13 protein-coding genes are annotated in these 18,546 nt (G+C 72.6%); 8 read left to right on the plus strand and 5 right to left on the minus strand.

Features of this window, described 5'->3' with window-relative positions:
- Positions 1-196 precede the first annotated feature (196 nt).
- The 3 genes from IEW07_RS00530 to IEW07_RS00540 all read right to left on the minus strand — a co-directional run bounded on the left by IEW07_RS00530 (position 197) and on the right by IEW07_RS00540 (position 4,394).
- The gene (locus IEW07_RS00530; RefSeq protein WP_188533882.1) at positions 197-2,419 is read right to left on the minus strand and encodes an NADP-dependent isocitrate dehydrogenase; all 2,223 of its coding nucleotides are present in this window, start codon (positions 2,417-2,419) and stop codon (positions 197-199) included.
- A gap of 212 nt (positions 2,420-2,631) precedes the next feature.
- A complete protein-coding gene (locus tag IEW07_RS00535) occupies positions 2,632-3,153 on the minus strand; it encodes an Hsp20/alpha crystallin family protein (RefSeq protein ID WP_188533883.1) in 522 nt (173 codons plus the stop codon).
- Positions 3,154-3,293: 140 nt separating this feature from the next.
- A complete protein-coding gene (locus IEW07_RS00540) occupies positions 3,294-4,394 on the minus strand; it encodes a Gfo/Idh/MocA family protein (RefSeq protein ID WP_229741460.1) in 1,101 nt (366 codons plus the stop codon).
- A 172-nt stretch (positions 4,395-4,566) separates the two neighbouring features.
- Between IEW07_RS00540 and IEW07_RS00545 the strand changes: the two genes are divergently transcribed.
- Positions 4,567-5,160, plus strand: a complete 594-nt coding sequence (locus IEW07_RS00545) for a TetR/AcrR family transcriptional regulator (RefSeq protein WP_188533885.1) — start codon at positions 4,567-4,569, stop codon at positions 5,158-5,160.
- 33 nt (positions 5,161-5,193) lie between these two features.
- Here the strand turns inward: IEW07_RS00545 and IEW07_RS00550 are convergent, their stop codons facing one another.
- A complete protein-coding gene (locus IEW07_RS00550; RefSeq protein WP_188533886.1) occupies positions 5,194-5,730 on the minus strand; it encodes a gamma carbonic anhydrase family protein in 537 nt (178 codons plus the stop codon).
- 77 nt (positions 5,731-5,807) lie between these two features.
- Positions 5,808-9,122 (minus strand): beta-phosphoglucomutase family hydrolase, encoded by a 3,315-nt coding sequence (locus IEW07_RS00555; protein ID WP_188533887.1) that lies wholly within the window; start codon positions 9,120-9,122, stop codon positions 5,808-5,810.
- 271 nt (positions 9,123-9,393) lie between these two features.
- On the opposite strand from IEW07_RS00555, the gene glyA reads away from it, so the two are divergent.
- The 7 genes from glyA to pelF all read left to right on the plus strand — a co-directional run bounded on the left by glyA (position 9,394) and on the right by pelF (position 18,536).
- Positions 9,394-10,680, plus strand: a complete 1,287-nt coding sequence (glyA, locus tag IEW07_RS00560) for a serine hydroxymethyltransferase (protein WP_188533888.1) — start codon at positions 9,394-9,396, stop codon at positions 10,678-10,680.
- Positions 10,677-11,564 carry a bifunctional methylenetetrahydrofolate dehydrogenase/methenyltetrahydrofolate cyclohydrolase gene (locus IEW07_RS00565; protein ID WP_188533889.1) on the plus strand — a complete coding sequence of 296 codons (888 nt, stop codon included), beginning with the start codon at positions 10,677-10,679 and terminating at the stop codon, positions 11,562-11,564. Before glyA ends, IEW07_RS00565 begins: the two co-directional genes overlap by 4 nt.
- Before the next feature lie 125 nt (positions 11,565-11,689).
- Positions 11,690-12,616, plus strand: a complete 927-nt coding sequence (locus tag IEW07_RS00570) for an ABC transporter ATP-binding protein (RefSeq protein ID WP_188533890.1) — start codon at positions 11,690-11,692, stop codon at positions 12,614-12,616.
- On the plus strand, positions 12,609-13,493 hold the full coding sequence (locus IEW07_RS00575) for an ABC transporter permease (RefSeq protein ID WP_229741461.1): 885 nt from the start codon (positions 12,609-12,611) through the stop codon (positions 13,491-13,493). Before IEW07_RS00570 ends, IEW07_RS00575 begins: the two co-directional genes overlap by 8 nt.
- Complete coding sequence (locus IEW07_RS00580; RefSeq protein WP_229741462.1) at positions 13,490-14,323, plus strand: ABC transporter permease; 834 nt, start codon at positions 13,490-13,492, stop codon at positions 14,321-14,323. The genes IEW07_RS00575 and IEW07_RS00580 overlap by 4 nt, the downstream gene beginning before the upstream one ends.
- Before the next feature lie 257 nt (positions 14,324-14,580).
- On the plus strand, positions 14,581-16,821 hold the full coding sequence (locus tag IEW07_RS00585; RefSeq protein WP_188533891.1) for an Agd3-related carbohydrate-binding protein: 2,241 nt from the start codon (positions 14,581-14,583) through the stop codon (positions 16,819-16,821).
- A 122-nt stretch (positions 16,822-16,943) separates the two neighbouring features.
- Complete coding sequence (gene pelF / locus IEW07_RS00590) at positions 16,944-18,536, plus strand: GT4 family glycosyltransferase PelF (protein WP_268235513.1); 1,593 nt, start codon at positions 16,944-16,946, stop codon at positions 18,534-18,536.
- The last annotated feature ends 10 nt before the right edge of the window (positions 18,537-18,546 follow it).

Genomic DNA, 18,546 nt, shown 5'->3' on the forward strand with positions numbered 1-18,546 from the left:
GGATCCACTGACCCGGATCCGCCGGCGCCGATCCGCCGGTCCCTGACCGCTGACCCCCCGCCCCTGGCGGGGGGTCAGCGGTCGTCCGGGGGTCTCCTGGCGCCCTGTGCACGGAGAAGAGCGGCGCCCCGGGGAGTCCCGGGGCGCCGCTCTCGTGGTCTCGGACGGCGGCGCGCTCCGTGCGGCCGCCCCCGGGTCACTTCGCCAGGGTCGCGAGCACCTCGTTGAAGGTGCGCGAGGGGCGCATCACCTCGGTGGTCCGGGCGTCGTCGGGCCGGTAGTAGCCGCCGATGTCCACCGAGTGGCCCTGCACGGCGAGGAGCTCCGCGCTGATGGTCTCCTCGTTGTCCGCGAGCCGCTGGGCGATGTCGCCGAAGGCCGCCGCCAGCGCGGCGTCCTCGTCCTGGCGGGCCAGCTCCTGCGCCCAGTACAGGGCGAGGTAGAAGTGGCTGCCGCGGTTGTCGATCTCGCCGACCTTCCGGCTCGGGGACCTGTTCTCGTCGAGGAAGGTCCCGGTGGCGCGGTCCAGGGTCTCGCCCAGGATGCGGGCGCGGTCGTTGCCGGCCGTGGACCCGAGGTGGTCGAGGCTGGCGGCCAGGGCGAGGAACTCGCCCAGGCTGTCCCAGCGCAGGTGGTTCTCCTCGAGCAGCTGCTGGACGTGCTTCGGGGCGGACCCTCCGGCGCCGGTCTCGAAGAGGCCGCCGCCGTTGATCAGGGGGACCACGGAGAGCATCTTGGCGGACGTGCCGAGCTCCAGGATCGGGAACAGGTCCGTGAGGTAGTCGCGCAGCACGTTGCCGGTGACCGAGATGGTGTCCTCACCGCGGCGGATCCGCTCGATGGAGAACGCGGTCGCCTCCTCGGGGGACATGATCTCGAGCTGCAGGCCCTCGGTGTCGTGCTCCTGCAGGTACTCCTCCACCTTGGCGATCAGGTTGGTGTCGTGCGCGCGGGTGCGGTCGAGCCAGAAGACGGCCGGGGTCGCGGAGGCGCGGGCGCGGGTCACGGCGAGCTTGACCCAGTCGCGGATGGCGACGTCCTTGGTCTGGCAGGCGCGCCAGATGTCGCCCGGCTGCACCTCGTGCTCCATGAGGACGGTCCCGGAGCCGTCGACGACCTGGACGGTCCCGGCGAAGGGGATCTCGAAGGTCTTGTCGTGGGAGCCGTACTCCTCGGCCTTCATCGCCATGAGTCCCACGTTGGGGACGGAGCCCATGGTGCGCGGGTCGAAGGCGCCGTGGGCGCGGCAGTCGTCGATGACGACCTGGTAGATCCCGGCGTAGGAGCTGTCCGGCAGCACCGCCAGGGTGTCGGCCTCCTGGCCGTCGGGGCCCCACATGTGCCCGGACTGGCGGATCATGGCGGGCATCGAGGCGTCGACGATGATGTCGGAGGGCACGTGCAGGTTCGTGATGCCCTTGTCGGAGTTCACCATGGCGAGCTCCGGGCCCTCGGCGATGCCCTTGTCGATCGCGGCCCTGACGGCGTCGCGGACGTCGGCGGGCAGTGCGTCGAGGCCGTTGAGGATCGCGGCGAGGCCGTTGTTCGGGGACAGCCCGGCCTCCTCCAGCTGGGTGCCGTAGGTCGCGAAGACCTCGGGGAAGAAGGCCTTGATGACGTGGCCGAAGATGATCGGGTCGGAGACCTTCATCATGGTGGCCTTGAGGTGGACGGAGAAGAGCACGCCCTCCTGCTCGGCGCGCCGCACCTGCTCGGCCAGGAAGGCGTCCAGGGCGGCGGCGCGCATCACCGTGGCGTCGACGACCTCGCCGGCGAGCACGGGGAAGGCCTCCTTGAGCACGGTGGTCGTGCCGTCCTCGCCCACGTGCTGGATCGTGACGGTGTCGTCCTGCTCCAGCACCACGGACTTCTCGTTGGACCGGAAGTCGTCGCGGTCCATGGTGGCGACGTTGGTCTTCGACTCCGCCGTCCACGCGCCCATGCGGTGGGGGTTCTTGCGGGCGTAGTTCTTCACCGACGCGGGGGCGCGGCGGTCGGAGTTGCCCTCGCGCAGCACCGGGTTGACCGCGGAGCCCTTGATCTTGTCGTAGCGGGCGCGGATCTCCTTCTCCTCCTCCGTCTCCGGCTCGTCCGGGTAGTCGGGGAGGTCGAAGCCCTGCTCCTGGAGCTCCTTGACCGCGGCCTTCAGCTGCGGGTTGGAGGCGGAGATGTTGGGGAGCTTGATGATGTTGGCCTCGGGCTTCTTGGCCAGCTCACCCAGCTCGGCCAGGGCGTCGTCGACCCGCTGCGCCTCGGGCAGGCGGTCGGAGAAGGCCGCGACGATGCGGCCGGCCAGCGAGATGTCGCGGGTCTCCACCTCGACGCCGGCGGTCGAGGCGAAGGCCTCGACGATCGGCTTGAGCGAGTAGGTGGCGAGCAGCGGCGCCTCGTCGGTGCGGGTGTAGATGATCTTTGCCATGTGCGGGCAGTCTCCCATGGATGTCGTCGGACGGGGGTTGTGCTTCCTGGTGCCAAGATACCCGAGGCCGGGCCCCGCCCGCTGTCCGCCCGCCCGTCCTGCCGCTCGCAGGGCCCGTCCCGGGGCGCCGGGCCGGGGACGACGGCGGGCCCGCTCCCCGGAGGGAGCGGGCCCGTGGCCGTGACCGCCCGCGCGGGGCGCGACGCGGCGGATCAGCCCTCGGTGGGCTGGGTCGACTTCTCGCCGTTGACCAGCTCTCCCTCGCCGATCACGCGGTCCTCGCCGGTGTCCCTGCCCTCACCGGCGCCCTGGCCCTCGCCGATGGCCTGCTGGGAGCCCTGGCCGGCGACGACCTGGATCTTCCGGGGCTTGGCCTGCGCCGACACCGGGATGGTCACGTCGAGCACGCCGTTGTCGTAGCTCGCGGTGATGTTCTGGATGTCGATGCCCTGGCCCAGGTTCAGCTGGCGGACGAACGAGGTGTTCTGCCGCTCGCGGGTGATCCACTGGACGTTCTGCACGTCGGGCAGCTTGCGCTCGGCACGGATGGTGAGCAGCTGGCCGTCGACGTCGACGTCCACGCTGTCGGGGTCGATGCCGGGCAGGTCGGCGCGCAGGATGTACCGGTCGCCGTCCCGGTAGAGGTCCATGGGCATCTCCCGCAGCCCGGACCGGGTGAGCAGGGAGGCGGCGAGACGGTCGAAGTCGTTGAACGGGGTGAACATCGTAGCCATGGCGAATCTCTCCTCGACAAGATGAGCAGTGTGTCCATCATTTAGTTGAGTCGGATGAACTCAACTGTGGAACAGGATAGTCCCGTGCTCCTGTGACGATCAACACCTTGCGGTATGTGTCGCCGAGGGCGGACGACGGCTCAGCGCCGGTCGTTGGGGTAGGCGACGCCGATCTGCCCCCGCACGCGGTCGAAGAGCTCCACGAGCTCCAGCGAGTCCGCCCAGGGCACGAGCGGCGACTCCAGCAGCCCCTCCTGGACGCACCGGGTGGCCTCGCGCATCTCGTAGACGAAGCCCGCGCCCAGGACGGGGACCTGCTCCACGAGCGGGTCGGCGCCCTGCCGGATCCGCTCGGCGGTCTGCAGCACCAGCGCGGACGGGCAGTTGATCCGCCCGTCGACCCGCAGCCAGCCCTCGGTGCCGCTGATCGTCACGTGGTGGGGGACGACGCCCGCGAGGGTGCCCGTGACGTGGGCCCGGGCGTGCCCGAAGTCGAGGGTGAGGGCCAGGTCGACGTCGACGGCGGTGGGGCCGATCTCGGCGCGGACCCTCCAGTCGTGCGGGGCGCCCAGGACCGCCGACGTCCAGGTGAGGGGGTAGACCATCATGTCCAGGAGCACGCCGCCGCCGTCCTCGTTGCGGAAGAGGCGGTGGGCCGGGTCCACGGGGACGTGCATCCCGATGGCGGCGTCAACCGCGCGCACCCGGCCGATCCGGCCGTCGCGCAGCCACCGCACCGCGGTGCGGAAGCCCGGGGTCATCCGGGTCCACACGCCCTCCATGAGGAAGACGCCGTGCTCGCGGGCCAGGGCCGTGAGGTCCCGGACCTCCGCGGCGGTCATGGCGAGGGCCTTCTCGCAGACCACGTGCTTGCCGGCCCGCAGCAGCACGGACACGTCCCGGTGGTGGTAGCCGTGCGGCGTGGCCACGTAGACCACCTCCACCTCGGGGTCGGCCGCGAGCCGCTCCAGGCCCGTCGTGCCCGTGGCGTCCCCGTAGGCGCGCGCCACGCCGTGCCGGCGGGCGAAGTCCTCGGCGCGGGCCGCGGTCCGGGAGCAGACCGCCACCAGCCGTGCGTCCGGCAGCGCGGCGATGTCCGGCACCACCTTCTCGGCGATGCGCCCCGTGCCCACCACCCCCCAGCCGAGGGGGCGGCCCGTGGGGCTCAGCGGGTCGTCGAGATGGGCGGCGTCGACGGCGGCGAGGGCGAACGGTGCGGGGGAAAGGGTCTCTGGCTGCACCCGACCATCCTCCCACGGGGCCCGAGCCGGGGCCGGGGTCCGAGCCCGGGTCCGGTCCCCGTGGGGGCGGGCTCGGCCGCGCGGCCGCCCCGGCCGTTCAGCCCCCTCCTGGGGCGCTCTTCCGCGATCGAAGGACCGTTCGCCTTCGGCGCGGTGGCCTAGACTGGCGTGCGTGCCCCGGGTCAGCCAGCAGTACAAGGACGAGCGCCGCCGTGAGATCGTCGCGGCCGCCGGCGGGTGCTTCCTGGAGCACGGCTTCGCGGGGGCGTCCATGCACCGCATCATCGCCGCCACGGGGCTGTCCGCCGGAGCGCTCTACAACCACTTCCCGAGCAAGCAGGACCTGGTGGCGGCCTGCGCGCGCGCGGCCCTGGATCGGGTCCTGGCGGGGGAGGGCCCCGGCGCCGACGCCGGGCCCGGCTTCGACCCCGGCGAGTGGCTGGCCGGTCTGCTCGAGCGGCTGGCGGCGGATCCCGCCACCACCCGCCTGCTGCTCATCACGTGGGGCGAGGCGGCCACGGACCCCCGGCTGCGCGCGCTCGCCGGCGAGCACTTGGAACGGGTGCGCGCCCGGATCGAGGAGCTCTACGGCCGCTGGGCGGTCGAGGAGCTGGGGCTCGGGGCAGGACCGGCGCAGGAGTGGATCGGGATGTTCGCCCAGGCGATCCTGTCCGTGCTGCAGGGCTACGTGGTCCAGTCCTGCCTGCTGCCCGGCTTCGACCACGACGCCTACCTGGACTACGCCCGCACGCTCGTGGCGCAGTGACGCCCCCGGGAGGACCCTCCGGGGCGGGGCGGCTCAGGCGTTGAGCTCCCGGTGCTCGGCGGAGAGCCGCAGGTAGGTCCGGGCGTTGGCGCGGACCTTCTCCTGCTCCTCCGCGGTGAGCTCCCGGCGCACCTTCGCGGGGACCCCGGCGATGAGGGAGCGGGGCGGGACGACCGTGCCTTCCAGCACGACCGCGCCCGCGGCCACCAGCGAGCCGGTGCCGACCACCGCGCCGTTGAGGACGGTCGCGTTCATCCCGACGAGGACGTCGTCCTCCACGGTGCAGCCGTGCAGGACCGCCCCGTGGCCCACGCTGACGCCCGCCCCGATCGTGCAGGGGTGCTCGAGGTCGGAGTGGACGACGACGTTGTCCTGCAGGTTGGAGCCCTCGCCGAGCCGGAGGGGCGAGCGGTCCCCGCGGACCGTCGCGCCGTAGAACACCCCGGAGCTCGGCCCCAGCTCCACGTCGCCGACCACCGTTGCGGTCGGCGCGACGAACGCCGAGGGGTGGATCCGGGGCGTGCGCCCCGCGTACGGGAGGACCAGGCCGGAGGCCGCTCTGTGTTCCATGCCGCCCAGCCTAGCGGCGGGCACCGGGCCCGCACGGGGCGACCCGGCCGCCGCGGACGGCACGGCACGGCCCCCGGTCAGACCTGCGCGTGGCGTGCCGCCGGCAGGGGGTGGCGCTGCTGGATGGCCACGCGGATCTTCTGGCCGCCCTTGAGCACGTACTCCGCGCCGTGCACGTGGATCGTGACGCTCTCGGCGCGGCGGGAGGAGCCCTCCAGCTCCAGGACGTGATGGTCGATGCACACCCGGATCACCTGGCCGCGGTACAGGACGGTGAAGGACACCTTGTCCAGCTGGGACGGCAGGGCAGGGTCGAACTCCAGCCAGTCCCCGCGCACGCGCAGGCCCGCGTAGGCGCGGGTCACGACCTCGACGGAGCCGGCCATGGCGCCCAGGTGGATGCCCTCGCCCGTGGTCCCGCCCTGCGTGTCGTCGAGGTCGACGAGCAGCGCGTCCTGGAACGCGGACCACGACCGGTCCGGGTGCAGCCACGCGAGCACCGAGGCGTTGACCACGCGGGAGAGCGAGGACCCGTGCGAGGAGCGGGCGATGTAGTGGTCCACGGTGCGCTCCACCGCGGAGTGGTCGACCTCGTAGCCCATCCGGCCGAGCTCCTCGACCAGGCCCTCCGGGCCGAGCAGGTAGACCAGCATGATGGTGTCCGCCTGCTTGGAGAGCTTGTAGTTGTTGGTCATGTCGCCCTCGTTCTCCAGCAGGAGGTCGAGGCGGCCGATGTTGCGGTACTTGGCCCGGTAGTACTCCCAGTCCAGCTCGTCGAGGTCGTCGTAGCCGTCGAACTGGCTGATCGTCCCGTCCCGGTTGAACGGCACGAACATCCGCTCGGACATCCGCTGCCACGTCCCGACCTCCTCGGCCGAGAGGCCGAAGCGGGCGGCGAGCTCCTGGCGCTGGTGCTCCACCATGTCCGAGAAGATGTGGGCGCTGTGCCGGAACAGCCACGCGGCCAGGACGTTGGTGTAGGCGTTGTCCTTGAGCCCGCCGCCGTGCTGGCCGCGGGGGCCGTCGTGGTACTCGTCCGGCCCCATCACGCCGGCGATGTGGAACCGGCCGTCGGCGGGGTCGTAGTCCGTGAGGGAGGCGAACAGGCGGGTGATCCCGATGATCAGCTCGGAGCCCTGCCCCGCCAGCCAGTCGATGTCCCCGGTGGCCTCGTAGTAGATCCAGGCGTTGTACGCGATGGCGAGGCCCACGTGGAACTGCCGCCACGAGTTGTCCGGCAGCCACCGGTTGGAGTGGTGGTTGAACAGCTCCGGCGGGGTCTCCTCCCGGCCGTCCGAGCCGGACTGCCACGGGAAGGCCGTGCCCTCCAGGCCGAACTCCATGGCCCGGTGCTTGGCCATGGCCAGGCGCCGCCACCGGTAGGACAGCAGCGAGCGCGTCACGCGCGGCTGGCGCAGATTGACGACGGGCAGGATGTAGAGCTCGTCCCAGAAGATGTGGCCCCGGTAGCCCTCGCCGTGCAGGCCGCGGGCCGGCACGCCGGCGTCCCGCAGGGACAGGTGGGGGGCCAGGGTCTGCGCCACGTGGAAGAGGTGCACGCGCAGGGCCAGCTGCGTCAGGGCGAGCTCGTCGCTGCGCTGCTCGGGGTCGGGGCAGACGTCCACATCGTAGCGGTCCCACAGCAGGGCCCACTCGACCTCGTGGGAGGGCAGCAGCCCGCGCACCCCGCTGGGGTTGCGGTCCAGCTCCGCCAGGGCGCCCTCGCGCGGGGAGCCGATCGCGGCGTCGCGGCTGGTGACCACGGCCGTGGTCGAGTCGACGATCACGGAGCGGCCCTCGGTGATGTGCAGCTGGTGGCGGCGGAACTCGGTCCCGCCGGGGCGGATCTCGCGGCGCTCGCGCACGTGCTGGCCGCCCTCGATCGTGGTGCGCTGCGCGGAGGTGATCTCGATCTTTGACTGGGTGGTGCGCACGTGGGAGAGCAGGGTCTCGTGGTCGTCGGGCAGGGACGTCGACTCGAGGTCCACCAGGTGGTGGGCGTTGAGGTCCTTGTACTCCGCCACCCCGTTGTTGCGCACCGAGGGGTCGATGCCCGTGCGCACGTGCAGGCGGCCCGAGAAGCCGCGGGCGGTGATCGTGGTCTCCTGCGCCCCCAGGTGGCGGTGGCGCAGGGACACCAGGCGGCGCTGGACGATGTCGAGGCGGGCGTGGGAGCCGTCGTCGCCGAGGTCGCCGTTGAGGTCGGTGAGCGTGAGGGAACGGACCAGCAGGCCGCGGCGCAGGTCCAGCTCGACGCGCTCATGGGAGGGGGTCAGCCCGCCCTCGGACCACCAGTCCCCACCGGAGACCCGCAGGTCCAGGTGCGTCCAGTTCGGGGCGTTGACCATGGACTCGTGCTCCACGTCGCGCCCGCTGAGGTGGCTCACCACGCGGTTGAACACCCCGGCGAGGTAGTTGCCGGGGTAGTGCACGCCGTTGTCGGGGAACTCGCAGGCGGACCCGCGCACCCCCATGTACCCGTTCGCCAGGGTCAGCAGGGACTCGCGGCGGGCCTCGGTCGAGGGGTCGAACCCCTCGAAGACCAGCTTCCAGGGGTCCTCGCGGCGGACCCCGAGGTCGAGCTCGCCCACGTCGTTGAGCACGACGGTGGCCCCGGCGTCGTAGAGGTCCTTCCGCTCGCCGTGCCGGCGGATGCCCACGACCATCCCGAAACCGCCGGCGGCGGCCGCCTGCACGCCGGCCACGGCGTCCTCGACCACCACGGAGCGGGCGGGGTCCACCCCGAGCATCCTGGCGCAGGTCAGGAACGTGTCCGGGGCGGGCTTGCCGGGCAGGCCGTGCTCGGCGGCGAAGTGGCCGTCCACGATGATGTCGAACGCGTCCTGCAGGCCGGCCGCGGCGAGCACCGGGACGCTGTTGCGGCTCGCCGTGACGAGGCCCACGGGGACGCCCGCCGTCCGGAGCCGCCCGATGAGGTCCACGGTCCGGTCGAACACGCGCACGCCCTTGACCTCCAGCACCTCCTGGAAGTAGGTGTTCTTCAGCGCGGCCTGGCCCTGGACGGTCCACGCGCCCGGCGTCTCGTCGCCCTCGGGCAGGCAGGCCCCGCGCGCTGCGAGCAGGGAGCGGATCCCGTCCTCGCGCCGCCGCCCGTCCACGTAGTGGCGGTAGTCGGCGTCGGCGTCGAAGGGACGCCGGTCGACGGTCGTGCCCTCGGTGGCCGGCTGCAGCCGGTCGTCGGCGAGGATCGCGTCGAAGAGGGTCTTCCACGCCGCGGCGTGCACGGCGGCGGTGTCCGTGACCACGCCGTCCATGTCGAAGATCACGGCCTCGTGGTCGGTGCGCAGCTGGTCCACGGGCTGCGGAGGAGCGTCCGCCGGCCGGATGCGCGGCAAGGACGCGGTGAACGGTGCGGTGGGGATTGCGTTCACGAGGGTTCCTCCGGGGTGGCGAGCGGCGTCCGGGCCCCGCCGGAGCCGCACGGAGAAACCAGCACACGGCATGCTGCGGACCCCGGGCGCGGCATTGCGGGACGGCGCCGGAGCGGCGCGCGGCCGTCCGTGTCGTCAGGTTCCTGACCTGCTTCATTAAACGGCCCGGATGCCACGGGGGCAAGCGGCGGGGACCCGGCCCGGCGGAGGAGTCCCCGCGCATCGCCTAAACTCGGACGGGAAACACCCTGGTCCCCACCTGAGGAGCGGCATGTCCACGAGCCAGTCCGTCACCAACCAGCCCCTCGCCGAGGTCGACCCGGAGATCGCGGCGGCCATCGCCGACGAGCTCGGTCGCCAGCGCGGCACCCTCGAGATGATCGCCTCGGAGAACTTCGCCCCGCGCGCGGTCCTCGAGGCGCAGGGCTCGGTGCTGACCAACAAGTACGCCGAGGGCTACCCCGGCCGCCGCTACTACGGCGGCTGCGAGTTCGTCGACGTCGTCGAGAACCTCGCCCGCGACCGCGCCACGGCGCTGTTCGGCGCCGAGCACGCCAACGTCCAGCCCCACTCCGGCGCCCAGGCCAACACCGCCGTGATGGCCGCGCTGATGACGCCCGGGGACAAGATGATGGGCCTGTCCCTCGCCCACGGAGGCCACCTCACCCACGGGATGAAGCTCAACGTCTCCGGCAAGCTCTACGAGATCGCCGCCTACGAGGTGGACCCCGAGAGCTACACCGTGGACATGGACCGGGTCCGCGAGCAGGCCCTCGCCGAGCGGCCCCAGGTGATCGTGGCCGGCTGGTCCGCGTACCCGCGCGAGCTGGACTTCGAGGCCTTCCGCTCGATCGCCGACGAGGTCGACGCCAAGCTGTGGGTCGACATGGCCCACTTCGCCGGCCTGGTCGCCGCGGGCCTGCACGCCAACCCCGTGCCGCACTCCCACGTGGTCACCTCGACCGTGCACAAGACCCTGGCGGGCCCCCGCTCCGGCGTGATCCTCAGCACGGGGGAGTTCAAGAAGAAGATCGACTCCGCCGTCTTCCCCGGCCAGCAGGGCGGCCCGCTCATGCACGCCATCGCCGGCAAGGCCGTGGCCTTCAAGATCGCGGCCTCCCAGGAGTTCCGCGACCGCCAGGAGCGCACCCTCGAGGGGGCGCGCATCCTCGCCGAGCGGCTCTCCGCGCCGGACGTCACCGAGGCCGGGGTCTCCGTGCTCACCGGCGGGACCGACGTGCACCTGGTCCTGGTGGACCTGCGCAACTCCCAGCTGGACGGCAAGCAGGCCGAGGACCTCCTGCACGAGGCCGGGATCACGGTCAACCGCAACGCCGTCCCGTGGGACCCCCGCCCGCCGATGGTCACCTCCGGCCTGCGCATCGGCACGCCGGCGCTGGCCACCCGCGGCTTCGGCGCCACGGAGTTCGAGGAGGTCGCCGACGTCATCGCGACCGCGCTCAAGCCCGGGGCCGACGTCGCCGCCCTGCGCGCCCGCGTGGACAAGCTGGCCGCGGACTTCCCGCTCTACGAGGGCCTCGAGGAGTGGTGCGCGTGAGCGCCCGGATCCTCGACGGCCGGGCGGCGTCCGCCGCCATCAAGGCCGAGCTCGCCGAGCGCGTCGCCGTCCTCGCCGAGCGGGGCGTCGTCCCCGGGCTCGGCACGGTCCTGGTCGGCGACGACCCGGCCTCCCACTCCTACGTGGGCGGCAAGCACAAGGACTGCGCCGAGGTCGGCATCGCCTCCATCCGCCGCAACCTCCCCGCCGACGTCTCGCAGGCGGAGCTCGAGCGGACCATCGACGAGCTCAACGCGGATCCGGCGTGCACGGGCTACATCGTCCAGCTGCCGCTGCCCGGCCACATCGACACCAACGCCATCCTCGAGCGGATCGACCCGGACAAGGACGCGGACGGGCTGCACCCCACGAACCTCGGCCGGCTGGTGCTCAACGTCTCCGAGCCCATGAGCTCCCCCCTGCCGTGCACGCCCAACGGCGTCGTGGAGCTGCTGCGCCGGAACGGCGTGGACCTCGCCGGCCGGCACGTGCTGGTCGTCGGCCGCGGCGTGACGGTCGGCCGGCCCATCGGGCTGCTGCTCACCCGCCGGGAGATCAACGCCACGGTGACCCTCGCCCACACCGGCACCCGGAACCTCGACGCGCTGCTGGCCCAGGCCGACGTCGTCGTGGCCGCCGCCGGCCGCCCGCACATGATCGGGGCCGAGTCCCTGAAGGAGGGGGTCGTGCTGCTCGACGTCGGCGTCTCCCGCGTGGAGGACCCCGAGACCGGGAAGAAGAGGCTCACCGGGGACATCGACCCCGCCGCGGCGCAGAAGGCGTCCTGGATCTCGCCGAACCCCGGGGGAGTGGGTCCCATGACCCGGGCCATGCTGCTGCTCAACGTCGTCGAGTCCGCGGAGCGGCACGCCGGCCTGCGCTGAGGCCGCGCCGGTCCCGGACCGGCACCACCGCGGGTCCGCCGCGAGCCCACCCCGGGCCCGCCGAGGACCTGCGCCGCGGGGCGCCGGGAACGAGCGATCGTTCCCGGCGCCACTACACTGGCCGGGTGTCCGAGCCCGTGATCCGTGCCACAGACCTGGTCAAGTCCTACGGCGGCGTCCGCGCGGTCGACGGCCTCAGCTTCGAGGTCTCCCGCGGGGAGTCCTTCGGCCTGCTCGGGCCCAACGGCGCCGGCAAGTCCACCACCATGCGGATGCTCGGCGGCGTCTCCCGCCGCAGCGGGGGCCGGCTCGAGATCCTCGGTCTCGACCCCGACGAGCAGGGGCCCCGCGTGCGCGCCCACCTGGGCGTGGTCCCGCAGCAGGACAACCTGGACGAGGAGCTGCCGGTCCGGGAGAACCTGGTGGTCTACGGCCGGTACTTCGGGCTCCCGCACAGCTACCTGCGGCCCAAGGCCGACCAGCTGCTCGAGTTCGCGCAGCTGACGGAGAAGGCGAGCGCCCTGGTCTCGGAGCTCTCCGGCGGCATGAAGCGGCGGCTCACGATCGCCCGCTCCCTCGTCTCCGACCCGCGCATCCTCCTGCTCGACGAGCCCACGACCGGGCTGGACCCGCAGGCGCGCCACGCCCTGTGGGACCGGCTGTTCCGGCTCAAGGAGCAGGGGGTGACCCTGGTGCTGACCACCCACTACATGGACGAGGCGGAGCAGCTGTGCGACCGGCTCGTCGTCGTCGACCACGGGCGGATCATGGCCGAGGGCTCGCCGGCGGAGCTGATCCGCCGGTGGTCCACCCGCGAGGTGCTGGAGCTGCGCTTCGGCTCCGGCCGCAACGCGGCCGCCGCGGAGCGGCTCGGCGGGATCGGCTCCCGGCTCGAGGTCCTGCCCGACCGCGTCCTCGTCTACTCCGACGACGGGGAGCGTGACCTCGAGGAGATCTCCCGGCGCGGTCTGCGCCCGGTGACGTCGCTCGTGCGCCGCTCCTCCCTGGAGGACGTCTTCCTCCGGCTCACGGGGAGGTCCCTCGTTGACTGAGCGGCCCGCCGCCCCCGCGCACGGAGGCCGGGGAGGCGCCGTCGACCTATCCGCCCTGCGGCCACCGTTCGGCCCGGAGGAGGCCGCCCGGCGGGCGGAGGCCCGCGGCGCCCTGTACTTCGCGGAGCACCAGCTGCGGAGGCTGCGCTCCTACGCCGGCACCGTCCTCGGGGTGGGCGTGGGCACGCCGGTGCTGTACCTGCTCGCCATGGGCATCGGACTGGCCGGGCTGGTCGACGACGCCGCCGGGCCCGGCCTCGGCGTGCCGTACCTGCACTTCGTGGCCCCCGCCCTGCTCGTCTCCGCCGCCATGATGGCCGGCGCGGAGGAGAACAGCTACACCGTGATGGCCGGCTTCAAGTGGCAGCGCCTCTACCTGGCGGCCCGCGCCACCCCGCTGTCCGCCGGGCAGCTGGCCGCGGGCCACACCCTCGCCGCCAGCGCGCGCTACCTCCTGACCTCCGGCGTGTACTACGGGGTGCTCCTGCTGTTCGGGGCGGTCCCGCAGCCTGCGACGGGGTGGCTGCTGGTGCCTCTCGGCGTGCTCGCCGGCAACGCGTTCGGCCTGCCGGTCATGGCGTTCGCGGCCCGGCTGACGGAGGACCGCGGCGAGTTCGCCCTGCTCCAGCGCCTCGTGGTGGTCCCGCTGTTCCTGTTCTCCGGGACGTTCTTCCCGCTCTCCGCCCTGCCGGCGGCCCTGCAGTGGCTCGGGTGGGTCTCGCCCCTGTGGCACGCGACCCAGCTGGGCCGGGTGCTCGCCTACGGCCTCGCCGAGCCGGCGTGGCTCACGGTCCTCCACGTGGCCTGCCTGGCGGCGCTCGCCGTCACCGGCTGGCTGCTCGCGCGCCGCGCCTACGCGAGGAGGCTGGACGCGTGAGCCCCGACCGGCCCCTGCCCGACGGCCAGGGCCTCCTGCGCGTCCCGCGGCCCGGGGCCCTGTACAGCGGCAACGCGCGCGCGGTCTTCGCCCGGAGCATGCGCGCCCAGTGGCGGACCAACTGGGCGGTCATGCTCTCCGGCTTCGTGGAGCCGGTGGGCTACCTGCTCGCCCTGGGCGTGGGCCTCGGGTCGGTCGTGGGGGAGGTGGCCGGGCCCGACGGCGCCCCGGTCGCCTACGCCGCCTGGATCGCCCCCGCGCTGCTCGCGGTCTCGGCCATGAACGGCGCCGTGTACGACTCGACGTGGAACGTGTTCTTCAAGCTCCGCTACGCCCGCCTCTACGAGGGCATGCTCAACACGTCCCTCGGCCCCCTGGACGTGGCCCTCGGCGAGATCGGCGTCGCCCTGGTGCGCGGCGGGGTCTACGCCACGGGCTTCACCGGGGTCATGGCGGCCATGGGGCTCGTCCGTTCCTGGTGGGCTCTGCTCATGGTCCCCGGCGCGGTGCTGGTGGCCTTCGGCTTCGCGGCGTTCGGGATGGCCGTGACGAGCTGGATGCGCACGATCCAGCAGATGGACTGGGTCACGTTCCTCTCACTGCCCCTGTTCCTGTTCTCGGGAACGTTCTACCCGCTGGACGTCTACCCCGAGCCCGTCCGGTGGGCGGTGCAGGCGCTGCCCCTGTGGCACGGGGTCGAGCTGCTGCGGGACCTGGCGGCGGGCACCCCGGGTGCGGCGACCGCCGGCCACGCCGCCTACTACGCCGTCCTGGTGGCCGTGGGGGTCGCCGTCACCACGGCACGGCTGCGGGCCCTGTTCCTGCGCTGAACCGGCCGCTCCCGCGGCCCGCGCGGCCTCGCGCCGTCATCTTGTGCAAAACCTCCCGCGGGCTGTGGTCTCTTGGGGGGACGTTTGCCCTTGGAAACGCCCCTGGCGGGAAAAACCCTGAAAACGCGCATTGTCGGCCGCGTTCCCTTTTGCATATCCTGCAGGAGATCCGTGCGACCGGCGGTCCCGTACTCCGGGCACCGTGATCGCACCACGGGGGGCCTGCGGGGGCAGGCCGTCGAATCGGGGGGAACTTCATGAACCACAGCATTCTGTCCAGCGCAGGGTCCACCGCGCACCGCTCTCCGGCGGAGAGCCGGAAGTGGGTGCGGGTCACCGCGCTCGCGGCCGCCCTGCTCCTCGCGGGGCCGGTGGCGCAGACGATGACCGCGCCCGCGGACGCCGCGGTCGCCAAGGCGGTGAACCCGAAGATCGACCTGCGCGTGCTCGTCGTCTCCGACGGCTCCGAGATGATCACCGCCTACCAGGACCGCCTGACCCGGGAGGGGATCCCCTTCCAGGTGCTCGACCTCAGGCAGTCCGGCCGGCCCGCGGTGAACGACGCCTACCTGACCACGGTCGACGCCGAGGCGCCGCACGCCAGGTTCCAGGGCGTGATCATGCCGAACTCCGCTCCGGCGGGCATGACCCCGGCCGAGCTCACCGCGCTGCACGAGTACCAGGCGCGGTTCGGGGTCCGGCAGATCAGCGCGTACGTGTACCCCGGCGCCCAGCACGGCATGAACGCGCCCACCTACTCCGGCAAGGTCGACGGCCTGAGCGCGACCGTGACCGCGGCCGCGAAGACCAAGGAGAACGGCCACGGCTACCTCAAGGGGACGGTGAAGCTCGACAACATCGACCCGAACGTGGACGAGTCCTACGGCTACCTGGGCACCCCGGCGAGCACACCGGGCGTGACCGTCACGCCGCTCGTCACGGCGACCGCGCCGGGCACCTCGACCCAGGGCGTGCTCAGCGGCGTCTTCAACGACGGCTCCCGCGAGGAGCTGTTCAACACCTACGCCTCCAACCAGTACCAGCAGCACTTCCAGGTGCTCAGCCACGGCCAGATCGAGTGGCTGACCCGCGGGGTGCGCCTGGGCGAGTACGCCAACTGGTTCTCGGTCCACTCCGACGACGTCCTCATGGCCGACGCCCTGTGGAACACGGGGGGCAACTGCACCTACGGCGACGACTGCGACGAGACCGTGTACCCGTCCGACGCCCCGGGCACCACGGCCCGCATGGTGCCCAGTGACGTGACCTACCAGCGGAACTGGGAGCAGAACTGGGCCTTCAAGATCGACAACACCTACAACGGCGCCGGCACCGCCCAGTACCTGGAGGAGAAGAACACCACCTCCGACCCGCTGCTCAACGCGTACAAGCAGAACGCGAGCGCCTTCCGCTGGATCAACCACACCTACACCCACCTGAACCTCGGCTGCGAGAAGGTCTACGGCTCCCTCGGGACGTGGACCTGCGCCACCAACCCGGACGGGTCGCCCAAGTGGGTCTCCCAGGCGGCCATCACCGACGAGATCGCCACCAACAAGACCTTCGGCAACACCCACGGGCTGAAGTACGAGCCCAACGCCCTGGTCACCGGCGAGCACTCGGGCCTGAAGGCCCTCCCGCAGGTCACCACGGACAACCCGAACCTGGCCCCGGCCCTCTCCGCCACGGCGGTGAAGTGGACGGCCTCGGACGCCTCGCGGGAGAAGGAGCAGCGGGCCGTGGGCTCGGCGCTGACCGTGCCGCGCTACCCGATGAACATCTACTACAACACCGCCACCCGGGTGCAAGCGGTCGACGAGTACAACTGGATCTACACGTCCCGCGCCAACGGCGGGTCGGGCATCTGCGAGGACAACCCGGGGACCACCACCTGCATCACGCCGCTGTCCACGACCACCGGGTTCCAGAACTACATCGTGCCGATCGAGACCCGGATCGCGCTCAGCCACGTGGTGGGCAACGACCCGCGGCCGCACTTCGTGCACCAGTCCAACCAGACCCAGGACCGGATCATCTACCCGGTGCTGCAGAACATCCTGACGCAGTACCGGAACACCTTCGCGGCCAGCACCCCGGTGCTCAACCCGACCATGACCCAGGCCGGCTCCGAGCTGCTGGAGCAGAGCACCTGGCGCAACGAGCAGGACGCCACGGCGTTCTACTGGAAGGGCCAGGTGCGGGTCGCCGCCACGGGCAACGGCGCGTCCGTGCCGGTGTCGCTGCCGGACGGCGCCACCAAGAACGGCGCGGCGCTGCCGGCGACCTACGCCGGCAAGGACACCGACCGGGTCACCGTGCCCGCCGGCGGCTCCGTGACCTACTCCGTGGGCACGCTCGGCTGGGGCGCGACCTCGGCCACCACGGTCGCGGCTCCGAACACCTTCAGCGGCACGAGCGTCCCGACCGGGCCGGCCACCACGGAGATCGCTCCGGAGCCGGTGGTCGCCCCCGAGGAGGCGGCCGTCGCCGCGGGCTAGGAGTCGCGGGCACGCGGTGGTGGCCGGCGCGCTGGGGGGCGCGCCGACCACCACCGCCCATGGCCACCGCCGAGGGGGCGGGGGGTCGCACTGCTAAGGGGGAGCAGAAGATGCGGATTGCAATGGTGACGGAAGGCACGTATCCGGTGACCACCGGGGGCGTGAGCACATGGTGCGACCAGCTCGTGACGGGCATGGACGAGCACGAGTTCGAGGTCACGGCGATCGTGGCCGCGGGCCGGGAGCCGGTCGTGTGGACCGCCCCTGCGAACCTCCGGGCGGTGCGCCGGGTCCCGATGTGGGCCGACTGGCCGAAGCCGCTCCGGCTGCGCACGGCGGGCCGCAGGAAGGCCGAGGGGCTGCTCGGCACGATGTGGGACGCCGCGCTGGGACAGGACGTCCCCGAGAACCACGAGCGCTTCGGTGAGGCGCTCCGCGGCCTGGCCGAGATCTCCGCGACCGTGCCGATCGGCCGGCTGCTGGCCACCAGGGGCTCGATCCCGGCGCTGCTGGCCGCGTGGGCCGCGCAGCAGGTGCCGGACGGCGCCCGTCCGCTGCACGTGGGCGAGGCCGTGCTGGCCTGCGGCCTCGTGGACCGGATGCTGGCCCTGCTCGACGTGCGGCTCGGGGACGTGGACGTCGTCCACGCCACCGGCAACGGCCCCTCCGCCCTCGTGGGCCTGGCCCACATGTGGCGCACCGGCACCCCGGGCGTCCTCACCGAGCACGGCGTCTACCTGCGGGAGCGCTACCTGGCCATGAGCAAGTCCTCGCTGCCGTGGGCCGTGCGGCGGGCCGTGATGGCCTTCACCTCCGCCCTGTGCCGGCTCGCCTACCGGCAGTACCCCAGGATCCTGCCCGTCAACCGCTTCAACGCCCGCTGGGAGAGGCTGCTCGGGGCCACCGAGGCGCAGATCGAGACCGTCGTCAACGGGGTGGACCCCGCGACCTTCACGGCCGTCGAGTCCGAGCCGGCGGTGCCCACCATCTCCTTCGTGGGCCGGATCGACCCCCTCAAGGACCTCGAGACCCTGATCCGGGCCTTCGCCCTGGTCCGGGAGGAGGTGCCCGGGGCCCGGCTGCGGCTCTTCGGCCCGGTGCAGCGGTCCAACCTCCCCTACCAGCAGCACCTGCAGGCGGTCGCCGACGAGCTCCGCCTCGGCGACAGCCTCACGTGGGAGGGCCCGTCCGCCGGCAGCCGCCCCGCCATCGAGGCGGGCAGCATCGTGGCGCTGTCCAGCATCTCGGAGGGCCTGCCCTTCACCGTCGTCGAGGCGATGATGTGCGGCCGCGCCACGGTGAACACCGACGTCGGCGGGGTCTCGGAGTGCCTCGACGAGGAGCAGCGAACCGGCCGCCTCGTGCCCGCCCGGGACCCCCGGGCCTTCGCCGACGCCTGCGTCGAGCTCCTCACGGACGACCTGCTCCGCCGCCGCACCGGCCGGCTCGCCCGGCAGCACAGCCTGGCCAAGTTCGACCTGCAGGTCTGCCTGGACAACTACCGCAACCAGTACACGAGGGTCGTCGCGTCCGCGGCCGAGGGTGCGTTCGCCGGTGTCCCGGCCGCGCACGTCCCGGCCGTCGACGTCGCCGCCCTCGACGCCCAGATCACCGACGGCGGGCTCACCGACGTCGACGAGCCGGCCGCGGTGCCCGCGGCCACCGCCCCGGTCCTCGAGGCCGACGAGCTCGGCGCCCTCGACCGGGTCGGCTAGGAACGGAGTC

This window comes from Kocuria dechangensis (assembly GCF_014636775.1).
Taxonomy (GTDB): domain Bacteria; phylum Actinomycetota; class Actinomycetes; order Actinomycetales; family Micrococcaceae; genus Kocuria; species Kocuria dechangensis.

Coding starts and splice junctions, on each gene's coding strand:
- IEW07_RS00530 (WP_188533882.1), bottom strand. CDS start 2,419: ATGGCAAAGATCATCTACACCCGCACCGACGAGGCGCCGCTGCTCGCC.
- IEW07_RS00535 (WP_188533883.1), bottom strand. CDS start 3,153: ATGGCTACGATGTTCACCCCGTTCAACGACTTCGACCGTCTCGCCGCC.
- IEW07_RS00550 (WP_188533886.1), bottom strand. CDS start 5,730: ATGGAACACAGAGCGGCCTCCGGCCTGGTCCTCCCGTACGCGGGGCGC.
- glyA (WP_188533888.1), top strand. CDS start 9,394: ATGTCCACGAGCCAGTCCGTCACCAACCAGCCCCTCGCCGAGGTCGAC.
- IEW07_RS00585 (WP_188533891.1), top strand. CDS start 14,581: ATGAACCACAGCATTCTGTCCAGCGCAGGGTCCACCGCGCACCGCTCT.
- pelF (WP_268235513.1), top strand. CDS start 16,944: ATGGTGACGGAAGGCACGTATCCGGTGACCACCGGGGGCGTGAGCACA.